This is a genomic window from Acinetobacter sp. YH01021, from assembly GCF_013420255.1.
In the GTDB taxonomy this organism is placed as follows: Bacteria; Pseudomonadota; Gammaproteobacteria; order Pseudomonadales; family Moraxellaceae; genus Acinetobacter.
Map to the genome: position 1 here is coordinate 98,398 of NZ_VOYO01000001.1, position 21,792 is coordinate 120,189.

General features: G+C 44.8%; 20 protein-coding genes. 11 read left to right on the forward strand and 9 right to left on the reverse strand.

The annotated features are described in order from the left end of the window. Window positions 1–7 precede the first annotated feature (7 nt). Both rsmD and mrdA read right to left on the reverse strand, forming a co-directional pair. Window positions 8–565 carry a 16S rRNA (guanine(966)-N(2))-methyltransferase RsmD gene (gene rsmD / locus FTT86_RS00445; protein ID WP_180180369.1) on the reverse strand — a complete coding sequence of 186 codons (558 nt, stop codon included), beginning with the start codon at window positions 563–565 and terminating at the stop codon, window positions 8–10. Between the two features lie 2 nt (window positions 566–567). Then, window positions 568–2,619 carry a penicillin-binding protein 2 gene (mrdA, locus tag FTT86_RS00450; protein WP_180180370.1) on the reverse strand — a complete coding sequence of 684 codons (2,052 nt, stop codon included), beginning with the start codon at window positions 2,617–2,619 and terminating at the stop codon, window positions 568–570. A gap of 238 nt (window positions 2,620–2,857) precedes the next feature. Between mrdA and FTT86_RS00455 the strand changes: the two genes are divergently transcribed. The 4 genes from FTT86_RS00455 to FTT86_RS00470 all read left to right on the forward strand — a co-directional run bounded on the left by FTT86_RS00455 (window position 2,858) and on the right by FTT86_RS00470 (window position 5,794). Then, the gene (locus FTT86_RS00455; protein ID WP_180180371.1) at window positions 2,858–3,376 is read left to right on the forward strand and encodes a hypothetical protein; all 519 of its coding nucleotides are present in this window, start codon (window positions 2,858–2,860) and stop codon (window positions 3,374–3,376) included. Between the two features lie 65 nt (window positions 3,377–3,441). Next, the gene (locus tag FTT86_RS00460; RefSeq protein ID WP_004279487.1) at window positions 3,442–4,758 is read left to right on the forward strand and encodes a membrane protein; all 1,317 of its coding nucleotides are present in this window, start codon (window positions 3,442–3,444) and stop codon (window positions 4,756–4,758) included. A gap of 75 nt (window positions 4,759–4,833) precedes the next feature. After that, window positions 4,834–5,493 carry an adenylate kinase gene (adk, locus tag FTT86_RS00465; RefSeq protein ID WP_004279488.1) on the forward strand — a complete coding sequence of 220 codons (660 nt, stop codon included), beginning with the start codon at window positions 4,834–4,836 and terminating at the stop codon, window positions 5,491–5,493. 88 nt (window positions 5,494–5,581) lie between these two features. Next, on the forward strand, window positions 5,582–5,794 hold the full coding sequence (locus FTT86_RS00470) for a hypothetical protein (protein WP_180180372.1): 213 nt from the start codon (window positions 5,582–5,584) through the stop codon (window positions 5,792–5,794). 117 nt (window positions 5,795–5,911) lie between these two features. Here the strand turns inward: FTT86_RS00470 and nth are convergent, their stop codons facing one another. Together nth and FTT86_RS00480 are read right to left on the reverse strand one after the other, a co-directional pair. Next, window positions 5,912–6,625 carry an endonuclease III gene (nth, locus tag FTT86_RS00475; RefSeq protein ID WP_180180373.1) on the reverse strand — a complete coding sequence of 238 codons (714 nt, stop codon included), beginning with the start codon at window positions 6,623–6,625 and terminating at the stop codon, window positions 5,912–5,914. Window positions 6,626–6,628: 3 nt separating this feature from the next. Then, a complete protein-coding gene (locus FTT86_RS00480; protein ID WP_114541598.1) occupies window positions 6,629–7,420 on the reverse strand; it encodes an RnfABCDGE type electron transport complex subunit B in 792 nt (263 codons plus the stop codon). Between the two features lie 349 nt (window positions 7,421–7,769). Between FTT86_RS00480 and gdhA the strand changes: the two genes are divergently transcribed. Then, window positions 7,770–9,113 carry an NADP-specific glutamate dehydrogenase gene (gdhA, locus tag FTT86_RS00485; RefSeq protein WP_004279492.1) on the forward strand — a complete coding sequence of 448 codons (1,344 nt, stop codon included), beginning with the start codon at window positions 7,770–7,772 and terminating at the stop codon, window positions 9,111–9,113. 70 nt (window positions 9,114–9,183) lie between these two features. Here gdhA and FTT86_RS00490 read toward each other — a convergent pair whose 3' ends face one another. The 3 genes from FTT86_RS00490 to rlmH all read right to left on the reverse strand — a co-directional run bounded on the left by FTT86_RS00490 (window position 9,184) and on the right by rlmH (window position 11,454). Then, complete coding sequence (locus FTT86_RS00490; RefSeq protein ID WP_218954910.1) at window positions 9,184–9,957, reverse strand: META and DUF4377 domain-containing protein; 774 nt, start codon at window positions 9,955–9,957, stop codon at window positions 9,184–9,186. Between the two features lie 127 nt (window positions 9,958–10,084). Continuing rightward, window positions 10,085–10,861 (reverse strand): class III extradiol ring-cleavage dioxygenase, encoded by a 777-nt coding sequence (locus tag FTT86_RS00495; RefSeq protein WP_004646334.1) that lies wholly within the window; start codon window positions 10,859–10,861, stop codon window positions 10,085–10,087. 110 nt (window positions 10,862–10,971) lie between these two features. After that, a complete protein-coding gene (gene rlmH, locus FTT86_RS00500) occupies window positions 10,972–11,454 on the reverse strand; it encodes a 23S rRNA (pseudouridine(1915)-N(3))-methyltransferase RlmH (protein WP_004646335.1) in 483 nt (160 codons plus the stop codon). A 167-nt stretch (window positions 11,455–11,621) separates the two neighbouring features. Here rlmH and FTT86_RS00505 point away from each other — a divergent pair, with 167 nt between their 5' ends. Next, window positions 11,622–12,554, forward strand: coding sequence for a M28 family peptidase (locus FTT86_RS00505; protein ID WP_180180375.1), 933 nt, complete (start codon window positions 11,622–11,624; stop codon window positions 12,552–12,554). A 72-nt stretch (window positions 12,555–12,626) separates the two neighbouring features. On the opposite strand, the gene lon is transcribed toward FTT86_RS00505, so the two are convergent. Both lon and FTT86_RS00515 read right to left on the reverse strand, forming a co-directional pair. Then, window positions 12,627–15,053: an endopeptidase La gene (lon, locus tag FTT86_RS00510; RefSeq protein ID WP_071850611.1), complete on the reverse strand. Its 2,427-nt coding sequence runs from the start codon at window positions 15,051–15,053 to the stop codon at window positions 12,627–12,629. 147 nt (window positions 15,054–15,200) lie between these two features. Then, complete coding sequence (locus FTT86_RS00515; protein WP_071850612.1) at window positions 15,201–15,782, reverse strand: 5-formyltetrahydrofolate cyclo-ligase; 582 nt, start codon at window positions 15,780–15,782, stop codon at window positions 15,201–15,203. A gap of 442 nt (window positions 15,783–16,224) precedes the next feature. Here FTT86_RS00515 and FTT86_RS00520 point away from each other — a divergent pair, with 442 nt between their 5' ends. The 5 genes from FTT86_RS00520 (at window position 16,225) to uca (ending at window position 21,781) form a co-directional block, all read left to right on the forward strand. Beyond that, the gene (locus FTT86_RS00520) at window positions 16,225–16,707 is read left to right on the forward strand and encodes a VOC family protein (protein WP_180180421.1); all 483 of its coding nucleotides are present in this window, start codon (window positions 16,225–16,227) and stop codon (window positions 16,705–16,707) included. A gap of 201 nt (window positions 16,708–16,908) precedes the next feature. Further along, window positions 16,909–17,235 carry a hypothetical protein gene (locus FTT86_RS15970; protein WP_257229607.1) on the forward strand — a complete coding sequence of 109 codons (327 nt, stop codon included), beginning with the start codon at window positions 16,909–16,911 and terminating at the stop codon, window positions 17,233–17,235. Next, entirely contained in the window at window positions 17,236–17,499 is a 264-nt protein-coding gene (locus tag FTT86_RS15975) for a hypothetical protein (protein WP_257229608.1), read from the forward strand. A 359-nt stretch (window positions 17,500–17,858) separates the two neighbouring features. Continuing rightward, window positions 17,859–18,086: a hypothetical protein gene (locus FTT86_RS00530; RefSeq protein WP_129716794.1), complete on the forward strand. Its 228-nt coding sequence runs from the start codon at window positions 17,859–17,861 to the stop codon at window positions 18,084–18,086. Window positions 18,087–18,181: 95 nt separating this feature from the next. Continuing rightward, complete coding sequence (gene uca, locus FTT86_RS00535) at window positions 18,182–21,781, forward strand: urea carboxylase (RefSeq protein WP_180180376.1); 3,600 nt, start codon at window positions 18,182–18,184, stop codon at window positions 21,779–21,781. Window positions 21,782–21,792: the final 11 nt, after the last annotated feature.

Here is a 21,792-nt window from a genome sequence, read left to right on the forward strand (position 1 = left end):
ATTTAAATCAAGAAATACTTTTTTGATAAAGCCCCGCACGAACTTTACCGGCTTTGGTATTTTTAATTAAACGCCATGAGGACGGTAATTTAAGTAATTGTAAATCACGATCTGCTTCTACATAAATATAGGCATTGTCCTTGATCAGAGGATCTGCCTTTAGCGCTAGTTCTTCCCATAAATCCAGGCTATATGGCGGATCTAGAAAAACCAGATCAAACTGTGCCTGAAGGGTAGACAAAGCTTGCTGCGCCGTAGCCACTTTTAATTGTGCACGTGCTTTGGTGACTTTTAAAAGTTCCAGATTTTGGGTCAGAAATTGTGCCTGAGTACGATCCGGTTCAATCATCACCACTGATGCAGCACCACGCGATAATGCCTCAAACGCCAATGCCCCAGAACCGGCACAAATATCCAACACCTGGGCATTTTGTACATCCCACATCAGCCAATTAAACAGTGTTTCCCGAACACGGTCAGGCGTCGGGCGCAAACCCTCAATGCTGGCAAAAGGCAGTTGGCGGCGTTTCCAGTCACCACCAATAATTCGAAGCTGGTTTTTCATCTTTAATCTCGCTCTACCGGTGTCGGAGCAGGTGTTGCTGCGGGAGATGCAGCCGTATTTGCCGCAGTCGGAGCAGCAGTGTCGGGCTGGTCACTGGCTGGAACGGCACTAGATGCTGCATCTTGACTTAACATGCCTGCACCACTTGGTAATTCAGCTGGCTTGATTCCGGCTGTCATCAGACCACCACTTAATTGGTGGCCTTGTGGGCGTACCGGATTTTTATCTTTATGCAGTAACCAGTAATCAAAAATTGGACGGGCCAGAGCCGTTGCGGCACTACCACCGCGACCATTTTCCAGAATAACTGCAATCGCAATTTCAGGATTTTCAGCAGGCGCAAAACCGACAAACAGACCATGATCCAGCTGACGATCGGTCAATAAGGATTCATTATAGCGCTTGCCCTGAGCAATACTTTTCACCTGTGCCGTACCGGTTTTTCCGGCAATAGAATATTGTAAGCCGCTTTTAATGCCTCGGCCTGTACCGGATTGAATTACGTCCACCATTGCATCACGCATCTTGATCCAGTCTTCTTCCTGACCATTAAAATCGATCTTGCCATGCGTGCCATTATGCACCTTGAACGGTTTGGCACCGCGACTTTCGCGCAGAACATGGGGAATGACTTTATTGCCATGGTTGGCGGTAATGGCTGTGGCCATAGCCAGCTGCAATGGCGTTGAAGTAAAAGCACCCTGACCAATACTGACAGAAATGGTTTCACCACGTGACCATTTGGCCTTGCGGGTACGCATTTTCCATTCCGGGTTTGGATACAGTCCTGAGCTTTCACTTGGTAAGTCCACGCCGGTTTTTTCCCCAAAGCCAAACTGACGCATCCAGGTATTCATTTTTTCAATACCCATGCGGTAGGACATGACATAGAAATAAGTATCACAAGAGACGACTTGGGCCTTATGCATATTCACTGCGCCATGCCCGGATTTTTTATGGTCACGGAAACGGTGACTGTCTCCCGGCAGGCTGAAATAACCCGGATCAGAAATAGTGGTATCCCAGTCCACCAAACCATGATGCAGACCACCGAGTGCAAACATTGGTTTAATAGTAGAGCCAGGCGGATAAACCCCTTGCACGGCACGGTTATATAAAGGTTGATCAAGGTTATCACGCAGGAACGAATAATCTTTGGTGCTGATCCCGGTCACAAACAGGTTAGGGTTAAAACTTGGACTGGAGACCAGCGCCAGAATTTCCCCGGTTTTGGGATTCATCGCCACAATCGCGCCACGACGCCCGGCCAGTTGCTCCGAAGCGACTACCTGCAAGCCGTAATCCAGTGACAGGAACAGATCATTACCACGTACCGGATCTTTACGGCCCAAATGACGCAGCACATTACCAAAGGCATCTGCTTCTACCGATTCATTTCCCGGCACACCATGTAAAAGTTCTTCATAGGATTTTTCCACACCGATTTTTCCGATCAGGTTGGTTCCAGCATAGAGATCCTTATCAATTGATTTCAGTTCTTTGTCATTAATCCGACCGACATAACCAATCACATGTGCGAACAGGTCACCATGCGGATAGTAGCGGGTCATCTGGGTTTCAATATTCACGCCCGGAAACTGATATTTAACTTCACTAAAACGGGCAATATCATTTTCATTCAGGTTGAGCTTGATCGAAACCCGTTCGGTCTTACGTGCTGTTTTAATCCGGGTTTGAAAGCGTTCAAGATCTTCTTCGGTCAGTTCCAGAATCGGTTTCAGGCGTTCGAGCGTTTGATCGATATCCTGTACATCAGCACGACTTAAAGTGGCAGTAAATACTGGGTAATTATCGGCCAGCAGAACGCCGTTACGGTCATAAATATAACCGCGCGCTGGAGGCAAGGGTTGCAGACGAATCCGGTTTTCATCAGAAGCTGTAGTAAAGCTTTCAAAGTTGAACAGTTGCAAATAGGCATAGCGGCTGACCAGCAGCAGCATAAAGAAAATGACAATCCCCATGGAAATCAAGACTCGACTGCGATAGATGCGCTTTTCTTGTTGTGCGTTTTTTAAAGGAAAGTGCTGCTTCATACGCGATCGACTTAAGACCTGAGAGTGGTAGAAAAGAATCAAAGTGGAGTATTCTAACGCAACTGCACTTGATTTGATAATGAAAAACTGCCCTTACAATCAGTTCCTTTAAGCTTTGACTTTGCAGACATTAAAATTGTAAAGTGCTGTATATAAGAGTTGTGATAATTCTGCTAGAGTAAAATCTAATAAAAATAGGACTATACCAAAAACTATAATTAAGGAAGATGGTGAAGGAATGAACAAGGTTTACCCTTTGTTAGCGTTTGCATTGTGGGCGAACGGGGCTTATGCACATGATCAGATTAATAATACTGCAACCAAAATAGAGCCTGCTCAGGCAAAAGCCTTTAATGTGGGTGTTGGTTTTACCCAGAAATTACTGCATTTAAATACCGAATGGGTGAACCCTTATGGGATTGCTTATGTGAAAGGTGGTGTTTTTCTGGATGATGATCGTACGATTGGCGGTCAGGCAGGCTTTCGTTATCCTGCACATCTCACCGGCAAAGACAAAAATGGTTATTATGTCGGGGTTTATGCCGGTCATATCGACAGCAAACAGGTTGATGGCGAGTATGAAGGCCGTTTAGGTGCTGGCGTTGATTTGGCCTATGTTTTGCTTAGTTCAGAACGGATCAGCAGTTTTAGTATCGGGATCGGTGCCGGAGAGAAACTCGAAGACCGAAATGGTCATGCTGTGGCTGAAACTGAACCCCGGCTACAATTTTCCTATACTTTAAGTATCGGTTTATAGACAAAATATTCGATCTTATTAATATGTGTATTCTGTGAACAAAAAATTAAATATGGAAGTTATGCATGCTTGAGTACGTCAACGAGTTGTGGCAAACCTTTGTAAACCGCCCGGATTTTTGGGCCGTGCTCAGCATTATTCCAGTGACTGCATTTGTAACCTGGGCTCACGTCTGGATGGCGCTGAAAATGGTCTTTTATCCGATCAATTTTTGGGGTTTCCATCTCGGGCCTTTACCTGTGGGCTGGCAAGGGATTGTGCCACGCAAAGCTGGACGTATTTCAGGCATTATTACCGATAACACACTGTCAAAATTAGGCTCTATCCGCGAATTTTTACAGGCGATGGATCCGGATGATATGGCACGCATCATTGGCGAGCAGGTCGGTTTCGAACTGGAACACCTGATCGATGAAGTGATGATGGATCGCAATGCGGTGCTCTGGGAAAACCTACCTTTTGCTATTAAGCGCAGAATTTATGCACAAGCACAAAAACAAATGCCGGCAATTTTGCGTGAATTAGTGACTGAGCTGACCATGAACGTCGAGTCACTTGTGGATATGCGTGAAATGGTGGTCAGCCAGATGGAAGGTGACCGCCGGTTAATGGTGCGGATGTTCCTGAAAGTGGGTCAAAAAGAGATCAACTTTATCTGGCATATCAGTGCCCTCATCGGGATGTTCTTTGGTATCTTCCAAATGATTGTCTGGTTTGTGGTGCCGTGGCACTGGACCGTACCGTTCTGGGCGGCCATCTGGGGCTTTTTGACCAACTGGATCGCGATCTGGATGGTATTCAACCCGCTCTATCCACACCCGGTAAAGTACCCGCAATTCTTTGCCCGTACCACAAACCGCAAATTTCCGTGGATTAAACCGGTCATTCCGCGTATTGGCACCTATAACATACAAGGCGCATTTATGAAACGTCAGGATGAAGTCTCTGACGTCTTCGCAAGTGTAGTCACAGAAGACCTGATTACGTTAAAATCGATCATGACCGAGATGATGTATGGCGGCAGAAAAGACAAAACCCGCCGCATTATCAAACGTCATATTAATGAAATTATGGAAACACCCCTGGTTCGGACCTCTTTACAGCTGTCTTTAGGACCAAAAGAGTATGCAAAACTCAAGACGGACTTGATCGATCGCTCGATTGAAATTACGATGGTACCTGTATGCGACCCAGCATTTAATGCGAGCCGTGCACAGAAAATCTATCAAATGTTTAGAGACCGCATACGTGAGTTGACTCCGAAGGAGTTTCAGAATCTTTTACGTCCTGCATTTCAGGAAGATGAATGGATTCTGATTTTATTGGGTGGGGTAACCGGTTTTGTCGCGGGTTTAATCCATTTGTTTGTGGCTTTCTTATAATGAGATGTCGGGGGACACAATCGGGTGATTGTGGTCGTGGCGTCATACATATTGTTTAAATGAGGATGTTTATATATGCGCATTATCTTACTCGGACCACCTGGAGCAGGTAAAGGTACACAAGCTCAGTTGATCTGTAAGCGCTACAATATCCCACAAATTTCAACCGGTGATATGCTCCGTGCTGCAATTCGTGAAGGAACTGAATTAGGTCTACAAGCTAAAAGTGTCATGGACAATGGCGGTTTGGTTTCTGATGAGTTGATCATTGGTCTGGTGAAAGAGCGCATTGCGCAACCTGACTGTGTAAACGGCTGCATTTTTGATGGTTTCCCGCGTACCATTCCTCAAGCAGAAGCCTTGGAAAAAGAAGGCATTGCAATTGATCACGTGATTGAAATTGATGTACCAGATGAAGAAATCGTACAACGTCTTTCTGGCCGTCGTCAGCATCCTGCATCTGGCCGTGTCTATCACATCGTTTACAACCCGCCAAAAGTGGAAGGTAAAGATGACGAAACGGGTGAAGATCTGGTTCAACGTCCTGATGACCAGGAAGCAACCATTCGTAAGCGTCTAGGTTCTTACCATACTGAAACTGAGCAACTGGTTGGTTTCTACCAAGGCCGTGCAGCGTCTGGTGAAAATGCACCAACTTATGACAAGCTAAATGGTTTACGTCCAATCGATGAAGTTCAAACTGATCTTTTCGCGATTCTGGATCAGGCAAAATAATCGGCTGACGATGATTTTGACAATCGGAGAGCCCTAAGTCATATTAGGGCTCTTTTTTATTGCGTATTTGAACAGGGTACTTGTTGCTATGAAATTTGGCGTATTGGTGTTGATGGTAGTCTTTCTGGCAGTATTGGTAGGTCTGTTCTATTTCAGTTTTAAAATGCTCAACAAAGTACGTCAGGAAGAACGTGCTGAAAATGCAGCAAAGCGACCTGAGCGCCAGCTCCATCCAAGATTACAAGCCGAACTTGAACAGCGCAAGCAGCAGGAAAAGGCTGAACAAGATCAGGATAAATAATCCATAATAGTTCAGCTCAGCTAAGAATTTGGTTTGAACGAAAAGCACTCTTCTCATAGTCGATAAAAAGGTGACACATTGGTCACCTATTTTTTATTCCAGCTTGATCGCGCCGTTCTATTCCGCAAGCTCAATATTTTTCACTGCAATCGGGCGGGCTGTACCAAATTCAAACCGATCCGGCCAGTTACACACATCGGATACTACACATTCATGACATTTCGGTTTGCGCGCAATACACGTATAACGACCGTGTAAAATCAGCCAGTGATGTGAATCAATGATAAATTCCTTGGGAATGACTTTGACCAGACGGTGTTCAACTTCCAACACATTTTTGCCAACCGCTAGTCCGGTACGGTTACCTACCCGGAAAATATGGGTATCAACCGCCATGGTCGGCTGACCAAAGGCCGTATTCAGTACCACATTCGCCGTTTTACGACCTACACCCGGCAGGGCTTCTAAGTCTGCACGATTGTCCGGTACGATGCTGTTGTGCTTCTGAATCAGCATCTCACAGGCTTTAATCACGTTGACCGCTTTCGAGTTATATAAACCAATGGTCTTGATATATTCCTTCAAGCCATCCACACCTAGGGCATAAATGGCTTCCGGTGTATTGGCGACGGGAAAGAGTTTGTCTGTGGCTTTATTGACACTGACATCGGTAGCTTGAGCAGAGAGCGTGACCGCGACCAGCAATTCAAAGGGATTCGCATAATTCAGCTCGGTTTTTGGATTGGGTCGCTGTTCACGCAGACGTTCAAAAAAGGTCTGAATCTGCTTTTTGGTCATGTTTTTAACAGGCTTGGCCTTTGCTGTTGTCATGTTCTATCCCTGTAAAGCCTGTAATTGCTGTGTCAGTTCTTCCAGTTGGGTACGTTTTCGGGCATCTTCACGAACCGAAAGTTGTTTTTCCAGTTTTTTAATTTGGGTACGTAGTTTTGCCAGTTCAATCGTGGTCTTGGAATCGAGGGCTACAGGTGCATTCTCTGGCTTGCTCGCGACTTCAATCACGGGAAGTTGCTCATTTAAAGCAGAGAAACGGGCAAACAGGGCAGTATCGATTTCTGCACGGACTACAGGTCCCTTACGATCGGTACGCCGTTTTTCTTCACGCTGGATGTGCGCATAGTAACGCTGACGCAGATCATCCTGTTCCGCAAGACGCTGAGCTTCAGTCGGCAAGGGTTGTTGATCTTCAACCAGATCGATGCAGTCTACCGGACAAGGCGGGATACAAAGCTCACAGCCGGTACACAGGTCAGTGAGCACTGTATGCATCAGTTTACCGGAACCAATAATCGCATCGACCGGGCAGGCGCTAATGCATTTGGTACAGCCGATACATTCATCTTCACGAATTACGGCTTTGATGCGCTGAGGACGACCATCGGCTTGAACTGGCCAGACACTTTCTTCAGGCACAAGTTTAGGACGATTTAATAATTCAGCCAAAGCATCGGCAACAGGCTGTCCGCCCGGCACACATTTATTGGCATTTTCCCCCTCAGCAATCGACTGAGCATAAGGTAAACATCCGTCACGATGGCCGCAGAGTCCACATTGGGTTTGAGGGAGTAAAGCATCAATCGATTGGACCAGAGAAATGGGCGAATTCATGTATAACCAGCGTTACTCATGGCAAGCATGAGAGAGTAAGTGAAACAAAATATGTCGATTCATTAATTTTAACATATTTTTAAACTCCTAAGTCGTGCGCAATTAAGGGTCAACTTGTGCCTTATTATTAGGCATAAATCTGAATGTAAGCCTTGATTCGATTGGCATTTCCTGACATAGAAAAAATTTTCATAATCAATATAAATATTTGTTATCAAATTAATTTTAAAGTATTTTCAAAAAAAGTATTGTAGATTAGTTACAAAAGATATTTAATATTTTGCGCCAAAATTTAACATTGATTGTAAATTTGACCAATTTTGATCCATTTTCTGCTGAGGATTAAGCGTTGAAATACAACACACTTAATGAGTTCCTAGATTACGTAAAATCACGTGATGCACACCAACCAGAATTTCTTCAAGCTGTCGAAGAAGTGATGACCAGTTTGTGGCCATTCATTCAAAAGAATCCACAATACGCAGCACATGGTTTGCTAGAACGTCTAGTTGAGCCAGAACGTGCGATCCAGTTCCGAGTTTCTTGGGTAGATGACCAAGGTCAGACTCAAGTAAACCGTGCGTTCCGCGTACAGTACAACTCAGCGATCGGTCCATTTAAAGGTGGTATGCGTTTCCACCCTTCAGTGAATCTTTCAATCCTAAAATTCTTAGGCTTTGAGCAAACATTTAAAAATGCTTTAACCACACTTCCTATGGGTGGCGGTAAAGGCGGTTCTGATTTTGACCCTAAAGGCAAATCAGAAGGCGAAATCATGCGTTTCTGCCAGGCTTTAATGATCGAGCTGTATCGTCACCTTGGTGCGAACACAGATATCCCTGCAGGTGATATTGGTGTAGGCGGTCGTGAAGTGGGCTACATGGCCGGCATGATGAAAAAATTAAGTAACGATACGGCATGTGTATTCACTGGTAAAGGTTTAACTTTCGGTGGTTCATTGGCACGTCCGGAAGCAACGGGTTACGGTACTGTGTATTTTGCTGAGGAAATGCTTAAGTCTCGTGGCGAAAGCTTCAAAGATAAAGTCGTTGCGATTTCAGGTTCTGGTAACGTTGCGCAATATGCTGCTGAAAAAGCAATGTACCTCGGTGCGAAAGTGGTTTCACTTTCTGACTCTGCCGGTACAGTTCACGTTAAAGACGGTTTCACTGAGGCGCTTCTTGCTGAAGTCATGGAACTTAAAAATGTAAAACGTGGCCGTATTTCAGAATTCGCGTCTAAACATGGTTTCGAATATCTTGAAGGACAACGTCCTTGGGGTATCAAGTGTGATATCGCATTGCCATGTGCGACTCAAAACGAACTTGATGCAGACGACGCTGCTCAGCTTCTTGCAAACGGTGTAATCTGTGTGGCTGAAGGTGCGAACATGCCTTCTACGCTTGAAGCGGTTGAGAAATTCGTTGAAGCGAAAATTCTTTATGCGCCAGGTAAAGCATCAAATGCAGGTGGTGTGGCAACTTCTGGTCTGGAAATGTCTCAAAACGCATTGCGTTTAGGCTGGACTTTCGAAGAAGTTGATGAGCGTTTACACGCAATCATGAAAGAAATTCACCGTAACTGTGTGAAATTCGGTACTAAAGAAGACGGTACTGTGAACTATGTTGACGGTGCGAACATTGCTGGCTTCGTAAAAGTTGCTGATGCAATGCTTGCTCAAGGCGTATTCTAAGTCTGACTTAGTCTAAGCTGAAAAAACCGGGGCTGTTGCCCCGGTTTTTTTATATCTGGTATTTTTAGCCTTAAAGAGCACCCTTAACTAATTCACGCTCAACCGCCATATCAAAAATATAGGCATATTTCGATTGATCAGCTGCCGGATGCTTAATTTCAAAACGTTTGACCCGAATAATCTGCCGTTCATTTGGTGAATGCCGAAAACCTTCAATCTGATCATAGAATAAAGTCCAGTCCTTATCGACCTGAGTTTTCAGGCCATTCTGATCATATTTCACTTCTTTGACTTGCAAGCAGCTTTGTTGGGTTACGCCGGTACATAGTTTGGTATCGGGGGAAATTTCCAGAAAAATTGTTTCAGCCTGTCCTTGGTATTTGGTTTCCGGAGTCATTTTCCCGATAAATTCATAGGTTTGACCATTTGCGGCCATCAACGTCAGGGTCGGCTTGTCAGGATCTGTGGTATTGAGCGTAAAAGGAATGTCACGCTTCTGTAAAAGTTGGCTGACAAAACGTTCCTGCTCCATCAATGCTGCATCACAGGCCATTTCAGTGCCTATAACTTCGCTGGTGGTGATGATATTGTTTTTGACTGACCAGGTCGTCCCGAGTCCATTACAGCCCGTCACGGCGCTCAGCCGGCCTTGAGCGTTGAAACTCAGTACAACGGGTCGTTCTAGTCCACGATTCAGTTCCCAGTAATAGGCTGGAAGAATCTGATCTGCATTTTTTTGTTGGATGGTGGCCACCGCAAGATCTCCAGCTCGTTGAATATCACTGGACTGACAGCCTGCAAAAGTTAAAGGCAATAATGCCAGCACAATAAATTTTAATTTCATGGACTTATAATGAAGTATATAAAGTTCAAACAATAGTAATGGATGTATTGCAAAAAAATATGGATACATTTCGCAGCTTTGAGTTGCAAAATGTATCCATCATTAAGATTTTAGCGCTGAAGCAAGATTAATCGAAGCGGTAAATATCCATACCGAGTGAACCCATGGTGAAACTGCTATGTACCAGACTAAAACGCTGACCTGTGCCCATCGCAAAGAAAATCGGAGCAAAATGTTCCAGCGTTGGATGATTCCGTGCCATATGCGGAATATTGGACCAGTCCAGTACAGCATCATAATCATTGTGCGTCAGTTTATGCACCACAAAATTACGGAAGCCTGAGGCCCATTCGGGTACATCAGCAGCCGATCCATCCCAAGACAGTTCACGTAAATTATGGGTAATACTGCCCGAACCAATCAGCAGGATTTGCTGTTCACGTAAAGGTGCGAGACTTTGACCAATCTGATAAATCTCATCCGCACTCATCGACATGGGTAAGGAAATTTCTACCACGGGAATGTTGGCATCTGGATACATATGTAGCAGCGGCATCCATACCCCATGATCACGCGGACGAGTACTGTTGGCATGTGCAGAAAAGCCGGCATTGGCCAGCAAGCCTAAGACTTTCTCGGCCAATTCAGGATTTCCCGGTGCAGGGTAGCGTAATTGATAAAGTTCAGGCGGGAAACCACGAAAATCATGCCAAGTTTCTGGGCGAATTGCGCTACTGACTTCCAACGCATCACTTTCCCAGTGCGCGGACATCACAATAATCGCTTCCGGGCGTGGCAGATTTTCGCTCAAACGATGCAAGGCAGGACCCACTTGCTCAGGATTCAGCGCCAGCATAGGAGAGCCATGAGAAATAAATAAGCCGGGCAACGTTTGTAAGTTCATAAGTCAAACCACATCTGGAAGATGCCTCAATAATGCATGAAAAATAGAAATAAGAGCAGAAGAGATTATTCAACAAAACGTTGCATATAAAGAACGCTTCAGCAAAATCATTAGCCTGCTCGGTGATAAGGATGGTTGTTATTGATGCTCATGGCACGATAAAGCTGCTCGATCAGCATCACACGTACCAGAGGATGCGGCAGAGTTAACTTGGAAAGTGACCAGTGCCATGCAGCAGCTTTACGCACGGCTTCTGAGTGACCATCCGGTCCACCAATTGCAAGTGCTACATCATTGCCTTCCAGCATCCAGCCTTTCATGGTTTCAGCCAGTTTCTCGGTACTGAATTCGCGTCCGCCCACTTCTAGTGCAATCAGGGTTTCATTCTGCTTGAGCGCATTTAAAATGCTGTCGCCCTCAATATTGCGGTATTTCAGAATATCCGCTTCAGAATCATTTTTCCCGCGCTTGGCCATCGGCAGTTCAATAATCTGGGTCTGTACAAAAGGCTGAATACGTTTGAAATAATCTTCAAAACCAGTCAGCACCCACGCTGGCATTTTTTGACCAATGGTCAGGATACGGATTTTCATACAGACAGATCAATAATTGGATACCTCATTATAACGATCAAACAACATGAAGTTGAGCAGGGAAACAAATTGAAATTGAAATGAGAGATTTAGTGTTGCTTTAATGTCCTTAGTTCAAGTATCCGCTTGATAAAGGAATGGAATAATAATAAATGCGGAACAGTGTCATGATAAAAGGATGTTGTACTGTGCTGCTGTTACTGATAGGCCTCATGGGGCCTAGTCTCTGTGCAGCCAATTCGAGCAAAAATGCTCAGGTCTCTCATCTGGAATTATTTTTTAGCCAGATCATGAGTGTCGATGAATACCGAAATTATAAAAATTTAAAAGAGCTGAATCGGGTATCTGCCTGGATCAAAGGGCAGATGCAGCGCTTTGGTATTCCATGCCAGTTTCAGGTTTATGTGGTCAATAACCTGAGTTACCGAAATGTCATCTGTAGCTTGGATACTCAAGCCAAAACCAAGATGGTGATGGGGGCACATTATGATGTCTTTAGTGCCCGAAACGGTGCTGATAATAATGCCTCAGGGGTAGCGAGTTTACTGGAAACTGCAAGATTACTGGCCCTACAAAAATCCAAGCTCAAACATGATGTCGAATTTGCTTTCTATACGCTTGAAGAGCCGCCTTTTTTCAAGACAGAACATATGGGCAGTTATATGCATGCCAAGTCTTTAAAAAAGCAGAAGCAGAAAATTAAGGGCGTGGTGATTCTGGATTCGATTGGTTATTTTGATGAACATCAGGTGCAGAGCTATCCGGTGGGATTAAAATGGATTTATCCACGACATGGCAATTTCATTGCAGCCATTGGGCATTTAGCCTCAACTGGCCTGACTGGAGATTATTGTGATGCCATGCAGCGTTTTAACCGTCTGGAATGTCAACGCTTTGTCAGCCCAAGTTTTGCTCAGGATATGAATTTCTCGGGCTATCTGAATTATGCCAAATTCAACTATTCGACCATGCTGATTACCGATACTGCGAGTTATCGTAATCCTTATTACAATACCGAATTGGATACCCTCGACAAGCTTGATCTGAACAAGATGACTCATGTGATTGATGGATTGGTTACGATGGCACTACAGCCATAATTCAGTTGTTTTATTCAATAACTCAATAAAAAACCCTGCCGAAGCAGGGTTTTTTATACGAAACATCAAGTCTTAATGACGCGCTGCTTTCGCTTCTTCTTTGGTTTTCACAATTGGTGCTTTAACCAAGGCTTTTGGCAAAGAGGTCAGTGCCAGCGGTAAAATCTCATCAATCGATTTTACGGCTTTAATTTCTAGACCTTCTTTGACATTTTCTGGAATTTCCGCCAGGTCACGTACGTTTTCCTGTGGAATGAATACCAGCTTGATGCCACCACGATGGGCTGCCAAAAGTTTCTCTTTCAAGCCACCGATACGCAGCGCACGACCGCCCAGACTGGTTTCACCTGTCATCGCGATATCCGGACGAATCGGGATACCCGTGAAAGCAGATACCAGTGCTGTAGTCAAAGCCAAACCTGCCGATGGACCATCTTTCGGTGTTGCGCCTTCAGGTAAATGCACATGCACGTCGGTTTCTTCAAAGCGCGAGGCTTCGATGCCGAGTTCATCCGCACGGGTACGCACTACAGTCATTGCAGCAGTAATCGATTCTTTCATGACATCGCCAAGAGAACCGGTGGTAATGAACTTGCCTTTACCTGGTACTGCTGCAACTTCAATGGTCAGTAATTCACCGCCGACAGAAGTCCAAGCCAGACCATTTACACGGCCAATTTGCGCTTCTTCTTCCGCCATACCGTAGTCAAATTTATGTGGACCTAAGTATTCTGGAAGATTCGCTGCGGTCACTTCAACCTGAAGGTTTTTAGATTTCTTGCTAACAGCCTCTTTCACCACTTTACGTGCAATTTTTGACACTTCACGTTCAAGGTTACGAACACCGGCTTCACGGGTATAACGACGCACGATGTCACGAATTGCTTCTTCATGCACGGTCAACTCTTTAGCACGTAGACCATTGTTCTTGATGGCTTTAGGAACAAGGTAACGGTCCGCAATATTGACTTTCTCTTCTTCGGTATAACCCGGAAGACGAATCACTTCCATACGGTCCAGCAGCGCCTCAGGAATGTTCATACTGTTTGCGGTACAGATAAACATCACTTCAGACAGGTCCAGATCCAGATCCAAGTAATGATCACTGAACTTGCTGTTTTGTGATGGATCTAGTACTTCAAGCATCGCAGAAGCAGGATCACCACGGTAGTCTTGCGCCATCTTGTCGATTTCATCGAGCAGGAACAACGGGTTTTTTACGCCCACTTTAGTCAATGACTGCACAATTTTACCTGGCATCGCACCGATATAGGTACGACGGTGACCGCGAATTTCAGCTTCATCACGTACGCCGCCCAGCGCCATACGCACGAACTCACGACCAGTTGCTTTGGCAATCGATTCACCGAGTGAAGTTTTACCAACACCTGGAGGACCAACCAAGCATAGAATCGGACCACGTAATTTTTTCACACGTGACTGAACTGCCAGATATTCCACAATGCGATCTTTGACATCGTCCAGACCATAATGGTCTGCATCCAGAATTTCCTGTGCTTTGTTCAGGTTAATGCTGACTTTGCTGGCTTTATTCCACGGTGTATCTAGAATCACTTCCAGATAGTTGCGTACCACAGCAGCTTCACTCGAAGCAGGCTGCATCGCTTTCAGCTTGCGGAACTCGTTTTCAGCTTTCTTGCGTACATGCTCAGGCAAATCTGCTTCAGCAAGACGTTTTTCAATTTCAGCGACATCATCTTCCGCGCCGCCGTTCATATCAGAAAGCTCGCGCTGAATGACTTTCATTTTTTCATTCAGGAAGTATTCGCGCTGGTTCTTTTCCATCTGACGTTTAACAGAGTCATGCAGGGTTTGCTCAATCTGTTGTTCTTCAGACTGTTGCAATAGATAAGTCATCAACTCAGTCAAATGCGCTTCGAATTCGTCATGTTCCAGGAATTTCTGTTTGACATCAATATTCAATGGAACACGGGTTGCGACGAAGAACAATAACTGTAATAGATCTTCAATTTTGTTGGCTGCGGTGATCAGTTCACGCGCATTACGAAGTTTCGCTTCTGCATATTGAGCGAAAAGCGCACGTAATTCCTGCAAGCGCACAGCTTGGGTGTCTGCATCGACGCTCACCGTCATTGGGCTGAGTTCATGCTCTGCTGTCAGATACTCAGTTTCGTCAATGATGGTTTTCAGCTTGGCACGGTGTAGGCCTTCAATCAGGACTTTAATACAGTTTTCATCATTTTCGTGATTCACAACTTGCACAATCTTCGCGACAGTACCGTATTGATATAAATTGTCGTGATCAATTTCTTCTGTAAGCGAATCTTTTTGCGCAACTACAAATACTAGATTGTCACTGTTACGAGCCACATCAACTGCATTGATCGATTTTTCACGACCGACAAACAGCGCAATTTGCATATGTGGATAAACCACCACATCACGCAGCGCCAAAAGGGGTAGTACACTTGGAACCTGAGGCTCTAAGGTTTCTTGATTCATAATAATTTCAGACATGAGCACTCCTAATGAGTGACAACGGTGTTGCCATGCTTTTAATAGTGATGGGTAATTTAAAAAATACAAGGGCAGTTAAGATTAAATTGTATAAAAAATGACTAATTATGTGATTTTAAAGTAGTTAGCAAGGATAAAATTGCAAAATTAACGTTTGAACTTTATAAATATTGTCGGGGTGATTAAAGCATCAAGGGGCTGATCCCATGGTTCACGTTTTAACGGCTGTGCCAGCAGTTGAAAGTCATGTGCCAGCCCCAGACGGAACGGACGCCCAGGCGCAGAAGCCAAGGTACGATCATAAAAACCGCCGCCCATCCCAATCCGTGTGCCTGAAGTATCACAGGCCAATAGCGGCATGAGTAATAAATCCAGGTTGGAAACATGCACACCACGGGTGCTCATGGGCTCTCGCATACCCAGCCGATGATGGGCAAAGCGCTTGTTATGATATTGATGCTGGGTGATCCGGATCCAGACCAGCTGTTGATTCATGTCGCAAATCGCTGGGAGATACACCTGTTTGCCCAGTTTAAAGCAGCGTTCAATAATCGCCTGGGTCTGAATCTCCCCAAAAGCATGCAAATACAGGCCAATATGTTGGGCGTGAATAAATTCTGGACTGCGGATCAGGCGGTTTAGAACTTTTTGTGCGGACTGCCTTTGCTCAAATTTAGAGAGATGACGACGTGTTTTACGAAGGTATCTTCTTAATTCCTGAATGGTCATAGGGCAAAAAGCATATGCAACAAAATTGTGCTCTAGTCTAAGTGGGAATTCTGGAAAAGTAAAAAATAATTATGAGCTGCAATTTTATATTATTCCGTATCTAGTTATTTAAATTCGGCTAATTTTGCCAGCAGTCTCAAAGTTAAAAAACTAAAAAAGTATTTATATCACTAATTTTTTTAATATCTCGAAACGGTCAATTCATTTTCTTTGATTCACGATTTTCCAAGCAATCCATCGTTCAGTGACAAACTCTGGAAACGCATCAGTTTAAGCACTTTGAAACAGCTTTCGATCAATAAAAATACAATTCTAAAGTAGGTTTATTCTGTTTTTTGGTGAAAGATAGACAAGGGATCATATGACTATTCTCGACTGATATATGAAACACATTGTGCTTAGGCAGAGCGTGTAAGACCTAAATCAATGGAGATTGAACATGATGAATATTGCGAAGAACACCATCTGCCTTTGGTACGATGACGATGCCGAAGGTGCAGCACGATTTTATGTAGAAACCTTTCCAGACTCCTCAGTTGGCGCGATCAATCTTGCACCTGGAGATTATCCCTCTGGGAAAGAAGGTGATGTCATTACGGTCGAATTTACAGTAATGGGCGTTGCCTGCATCGGGTTGAACGGTGGTCCTGGTTTTCAGCATAATGAAACATTTTCATTTCAGGTGGCGACTGAAGACCAAGAGGAAACAGATCGCTACTGGAATGCCATTGTGGGCAATGGCGGTCAGGAAAGTGAGTGTGGCTGGTGCAAGGACAAGTGGGGCATTTCCTGGCAGATTACGCCAGCGGTCCTCATCAACGCCTGTAACAGTCCTGACCGTGCTGCGGCCAAGCGCGCATTTAATGCGATGATGACCATGAAGAAAATTGACATCTCCGTGATCGAAGCAGCATTTCGTGGTTAAGCGCCAAAGATATTGTCTTTCATTGCAGTTGATATTGCTGTGTAGCGCAATTTCACTGCAATAGTTAAATCTTCTCCTTTCTTTTTATCAACTCAAATTATCCCTCAACTCTATAAGGATCCGTTACAAAAATTTCATATCAATCCAACTTGATTTGAACCTAAATCCAATTTCTTCATGATGATTCAAGGAGAATGTGCCATGAATTTTCCTCAATTACTGCTTATGGCGGGATGGGTCGCGCTGTCTGCACCTGCCGCTTTAGCCGTTGAACCGCCCATGTCGGGCAAAGCCAGCTCAGGCGCAGCTTCATCTGCTGCCGATAAGAAAGCCATTGCAAGTGCCATGACTGCTGCACCTAAGAAAGTAGCCGCTGCAGCCACGATTGTCGCTGTCGGTGCAGATGGCAAAATACGTACCTTGCGCAAGGGCAATAATGGTTTTACCTGTATGCCTGATAATCTGACCACTCCAGGTCCAGACCCAATGTGTATGGATCAGGCCGCTCTAGAATGGGCAGAAGCCTAGATGGGGAATAAACAGCCCACAGTTGGAAAAGTAGGCTTCATGTATATGCTGGCAGGTGGTACGGATGCCAGTAATGTCGATCCCTATGCCAAGAAGCCTACTGCGGGCAATCATTGGGTCAAAACGGGTCCCCATGTCATGATCGTCGGTGCTGAAGCTCGTTTCTATGATATGTATCCTAAACATACGCAACCGGATACCGCTGTGCCTTATGTCATGTGGTCTGGGACGCCTTATCAGCACTTAATGATTCCTGTGAAGTAATGAATTACCGCAATGACAAATGCACGCTGATTCAACCTTTCAATTCGGATATTTAATACACTCAATTTTTATGACTGTCCTAAGCTACAAATAAAATAGTTCACTTAGAAGCTCATCAACAGATGGGCTTTTATATGAGTATTGCAAAAGTTGAAATAATGCAGATCATGCAATATGAGTTTCAGAATAATTTTTGCACTGAATTGAAAACAGCCTGAACCAAAAACAATCATCTAACGAAATTCTCCCTAATTTATACATCTTAAATTTTATTAAAATATTGAAAATAATATAGAAAATTAAACTGGCATAAGTTCTGCATAACTGTATTCAAACTTGGATACAAGATTGGATACAGAATGCTTCATCAGAAAATGATCGGCTGGACAGTCCCAGCATGCCGCGATGCCGATCAGCAAAAAATGCTTCCACTGAATAACTTGGCTCAATTCATTGCCCGACTTGAGGGGAATGAACCTGCCTGGATTTCGGTTAGGACTGCTGCATATCTTATTCAAACAAAAATTGATGTATTCAAAAAACTGTATTTCGGACTGTATGTATCAGAGGCTGCCAGAGATCAGTGACGGCGGTAGGCTTATATGCAGCAGCTGAATCAGAAAACAACGAAATAGACCCATTCAGCAGATTCAAAAAATAGAGAGAATAAAAGGGGATTCACATGTTTAAAACTGTACTGATTGCAAATCGCGGCGAAATTGCTGTTCGTGCCATTCGCACATTAAAAAAAATGGGTGTAACCAGTATAGCCGTCTATTCAGAAACGGACCGTTATGCACAGCATGTGATTGATGCAGATATTGCAGTGTCCTTAGAAGGGACCAAACCGAGTGATACCTATTTAAGTATTGAAAAGCTGATTGCCGCAGCCAAGAATACCGGGGCCGAAGCAATTTTCCCAGGTTATGGTTTTCTGTCAGAAAGTGCTGACTTTGCCCGTGCCTGCGAAGAAAATAATATTGCCTTTATGGGGCCAACAGCTGAACAGATTCTGGAGTTTGGTTTAAAACATCGTGCCCGTGAACTTGCTGCAGCTGCCAATGTACCCATGACTCCCGGTACAGGTCTGCTAAATAGTCTGGACGAAGCTTTGGCAGAAGCTGAAAAAATTGGTTATCCAATTATGCTAAAAAGCACAGCAGGCGGTGGCGGAATTGGCTTGACCCGTTGTGATGATGCAGACGCACTTCGGGAGGCTTATGAAAGTGTAAAACGTCTGGGCGAGCAGTTCTTTAAGGACGCAGGGGTATTTTTAGAACGTTTTATCGATAAAGCCCGTCATGTCGAAGTTCAGATTTTTGGAGATGGACAGGGACAGATGGTGGCTTTGGGCGAGCGTGACTGTTCTTTGCAGCGCCGTAATCAGAAGGTTGTGGAAGAAACACCAGCGGCACAGTTACCTGAAGCAACCCGTCAAAAATTGCATCAGGCGGCAGTTGAACTGGGTAAATCGGTGAAATATCGCAGTGCCGGTACGGTTGAGTTTATTTACGATGCAGCACGTGACGAGTTTTATTTCCTTGAAGTGAATACCCGTTTGCAGGTAGAGCATCCGGTGACTGAAATGGTGACCAGTTTAGACCTGATTGAATGCATGTTGAAAGTTGCAGCAGGTGATACTCTGGATTGGAAGCATCTAAGCAGTATTCAGCCTCAAGGTGCAGCGATTGAAGTACGCATCTATGCCGAAGATCCAGTTAAGAATTTCCAGCCGAGTCCAGGGATTTTGACCGATGTCTTTTTTCCGGAAAATGTCCGGGTTGATACCTGGGTGAGTACCGGAACTGAAATTTCCCAATACTTTGACCCGATGATTGCCAAGATTATTGTGCATGCTGAAGATCGTGATACTGCCATTCATACGCTTAAATCAGCTTTAGCTGAAACTCGCCTGAATGGTATTAGTACCAATCTGGATTATGTGCATACTGTTATTTCAGATCCGCGTTTTGAGCAAATGCAAATCTGGACACGCATGCTGGATGATTTCAAATATGTGCCGAATGTGATTGAGGTGATTCAGCCGGGTACACAAAGTTCCATTCAGGATTATCCGGGTCGTGTCGGGTATTGGGATATTGGTGTACCGCCTTCAGGCCCAATGGATGATTATGCTTTCCGGCTGGCCAATAAAATTGTTGGGAATGTCGAGGCCGCCGCCGGGTTTGAATTTACCCTGCAAGGTCCAATCCTCAAATTTCATGCAGAAAATATCATTGCTTTAACTGGCGCACCTTGTCCGGTAAGTCTGGATGATGAAGCAGTAAATTTCTGGCAGCCTGTTCAGGTAAAAGCAGGCCAAACCCTAAAAATTGGACAGGTTGAATCTGGATGCCGGACCTACCTGGCTGTACGAAATGGTCTGAATGTGCCGGAATATCTGGGTAGCCGTTCTACCTTTGCTTTAGGTAATTTTGGTGGACATGCAGGCCGAGTGTTACGGGCTGGTGACATGATTAAGATGGTGAATCCTGAGCTGCCGGCCGATGGTCTACCTTTAGCGATTGCAGAACCTGAAGTTTTGGCAACAGATCTGATTCCAAGTTATGGCAAGGAATGGAAAATTGGTGTGCTCTATGGTCCGCATGGCGCTCCTGATTTCTTTAAAGCTGAATATATTGAGGAGTTTTTTGCATCAAGCTGGAAAGTGCATTTTAACTCGAACCGATTGGGTATCCGTTTAACCGGACCGACGCCAAGCTGGGCGCGTGAAAATGGCGGTGAAGCGGGTCTGCATCCATCCAATGTACATGACTGTGAATATGCCATTGGTGCGATTAACTTTACCGGTGATTTCCCCGTAATTCTTGCCAAAGATGGTCCGAGCCTGGGTGGCTTTGTGTGTCCGGTGACCATTGCCAAAGCTGAACTCTGGAAAATTGGTCAACTGAAAGCCGATGACACGATTAGCTTCTATCCAATCTCGGTAAAGCAGGCCAATGCGCTGGAGCGGCAGCAAATTCAAACCCTCCAAAACTTTGCCAAGGCAGAGATAACCAGCGAGGCTGAAATCGTTACAGTTCAGGCAGAAAGTATCCTGGCATTGCGTGAAGCTACGCCAGATGCACCAAAAGCTGTATATCGTCAGGCAGGTGACAGTTATATCTTGCTGGAATACGGTGACAACGTACTGGATTTGGCCCTACGCCTGCGCGTACACCGCTTGATGCAACTGATCCGTGAGGCTGATCTTGACGGTATCCTGGAATTGTCACCTGGTGTGCGGTCCTTGCAGATTAAATATGATGGTCTGCGGTGTAGACAGCAGCAACTAATTCACTTCCTACTTGGTCTTGAAGAACAGATGGGCGATTTACGTGACATTAAAATCCCTTCAAGAATTATCCATTTACCCATGGCCTTTGAGGACTCAGCGACTCTGGGTGCTGTTGAGCGTTATCAGGAAAGTGTCTGTGCCAAGGCCCCATGGCTACCGAATAATGTCGATTTTATTCAGCGAATTAATGGTCTAAACACTCGTCAGCAAGTTAAAGACATTATTTTTGATGCCAATTATCTGATTTTAGGGCTAGGTGATGTATATCTGACTGCACCTTGTGCAGTGCCCATTGATCCGCGCCACCGTTTACTGAGTTCCAAATATAATCCGGCCCGTACTTTTACCGCTGAAGGTACAGTCGGGATTGGTGGCATGTATATGTGTATTTATGGCATGGACTCACCGGGTGGCTATCAGTTGATTGGCCGTACCGTACCGATCTGGAATAAGTTTAAAAAGAACAAGCAGTTTGGCGATCAGCAATGGTTCTTACGCTTTTTTGACCAGATTAAATATTATGAGGTCACTGAGGCCGAACTGGATCAGTTCCGTGCTGATTTCGCCCATGGTCGGGCAGAAATTAAAATTGAGGAATGTAAGTTTGACTTTGCAGCATATCAGGATTTCCTTGCTGCAGAACAGGACAGTATTGCTGCTTTTAAAGCACAGCAGCAAGCTGCTTTTAGTGCGGAGGTGGAACGCTGGAAAGACGATTTTGATGCACCTGTAGAAATAGAAGTGCTGCAGGATGATACCGATTACAGCCAGTATGTCCCTCTCAACGCCTCTATGACCGGCAATATCTGGAAGATTTTTGTAGAAGCCGGGCAGATTGTGAAAAAAGGCGACACGGTGGCCATCATCGAGGCCATGAAAATGGAGCTGCCGGTCTATGCTGACGATGATGGCATTGTCAAAGCCATTATCTGCCGTTCAGGTCAGACCGTGCATAGCGGTGAACCGCTGGTTTATATGGAGTAATGGATTGAGCC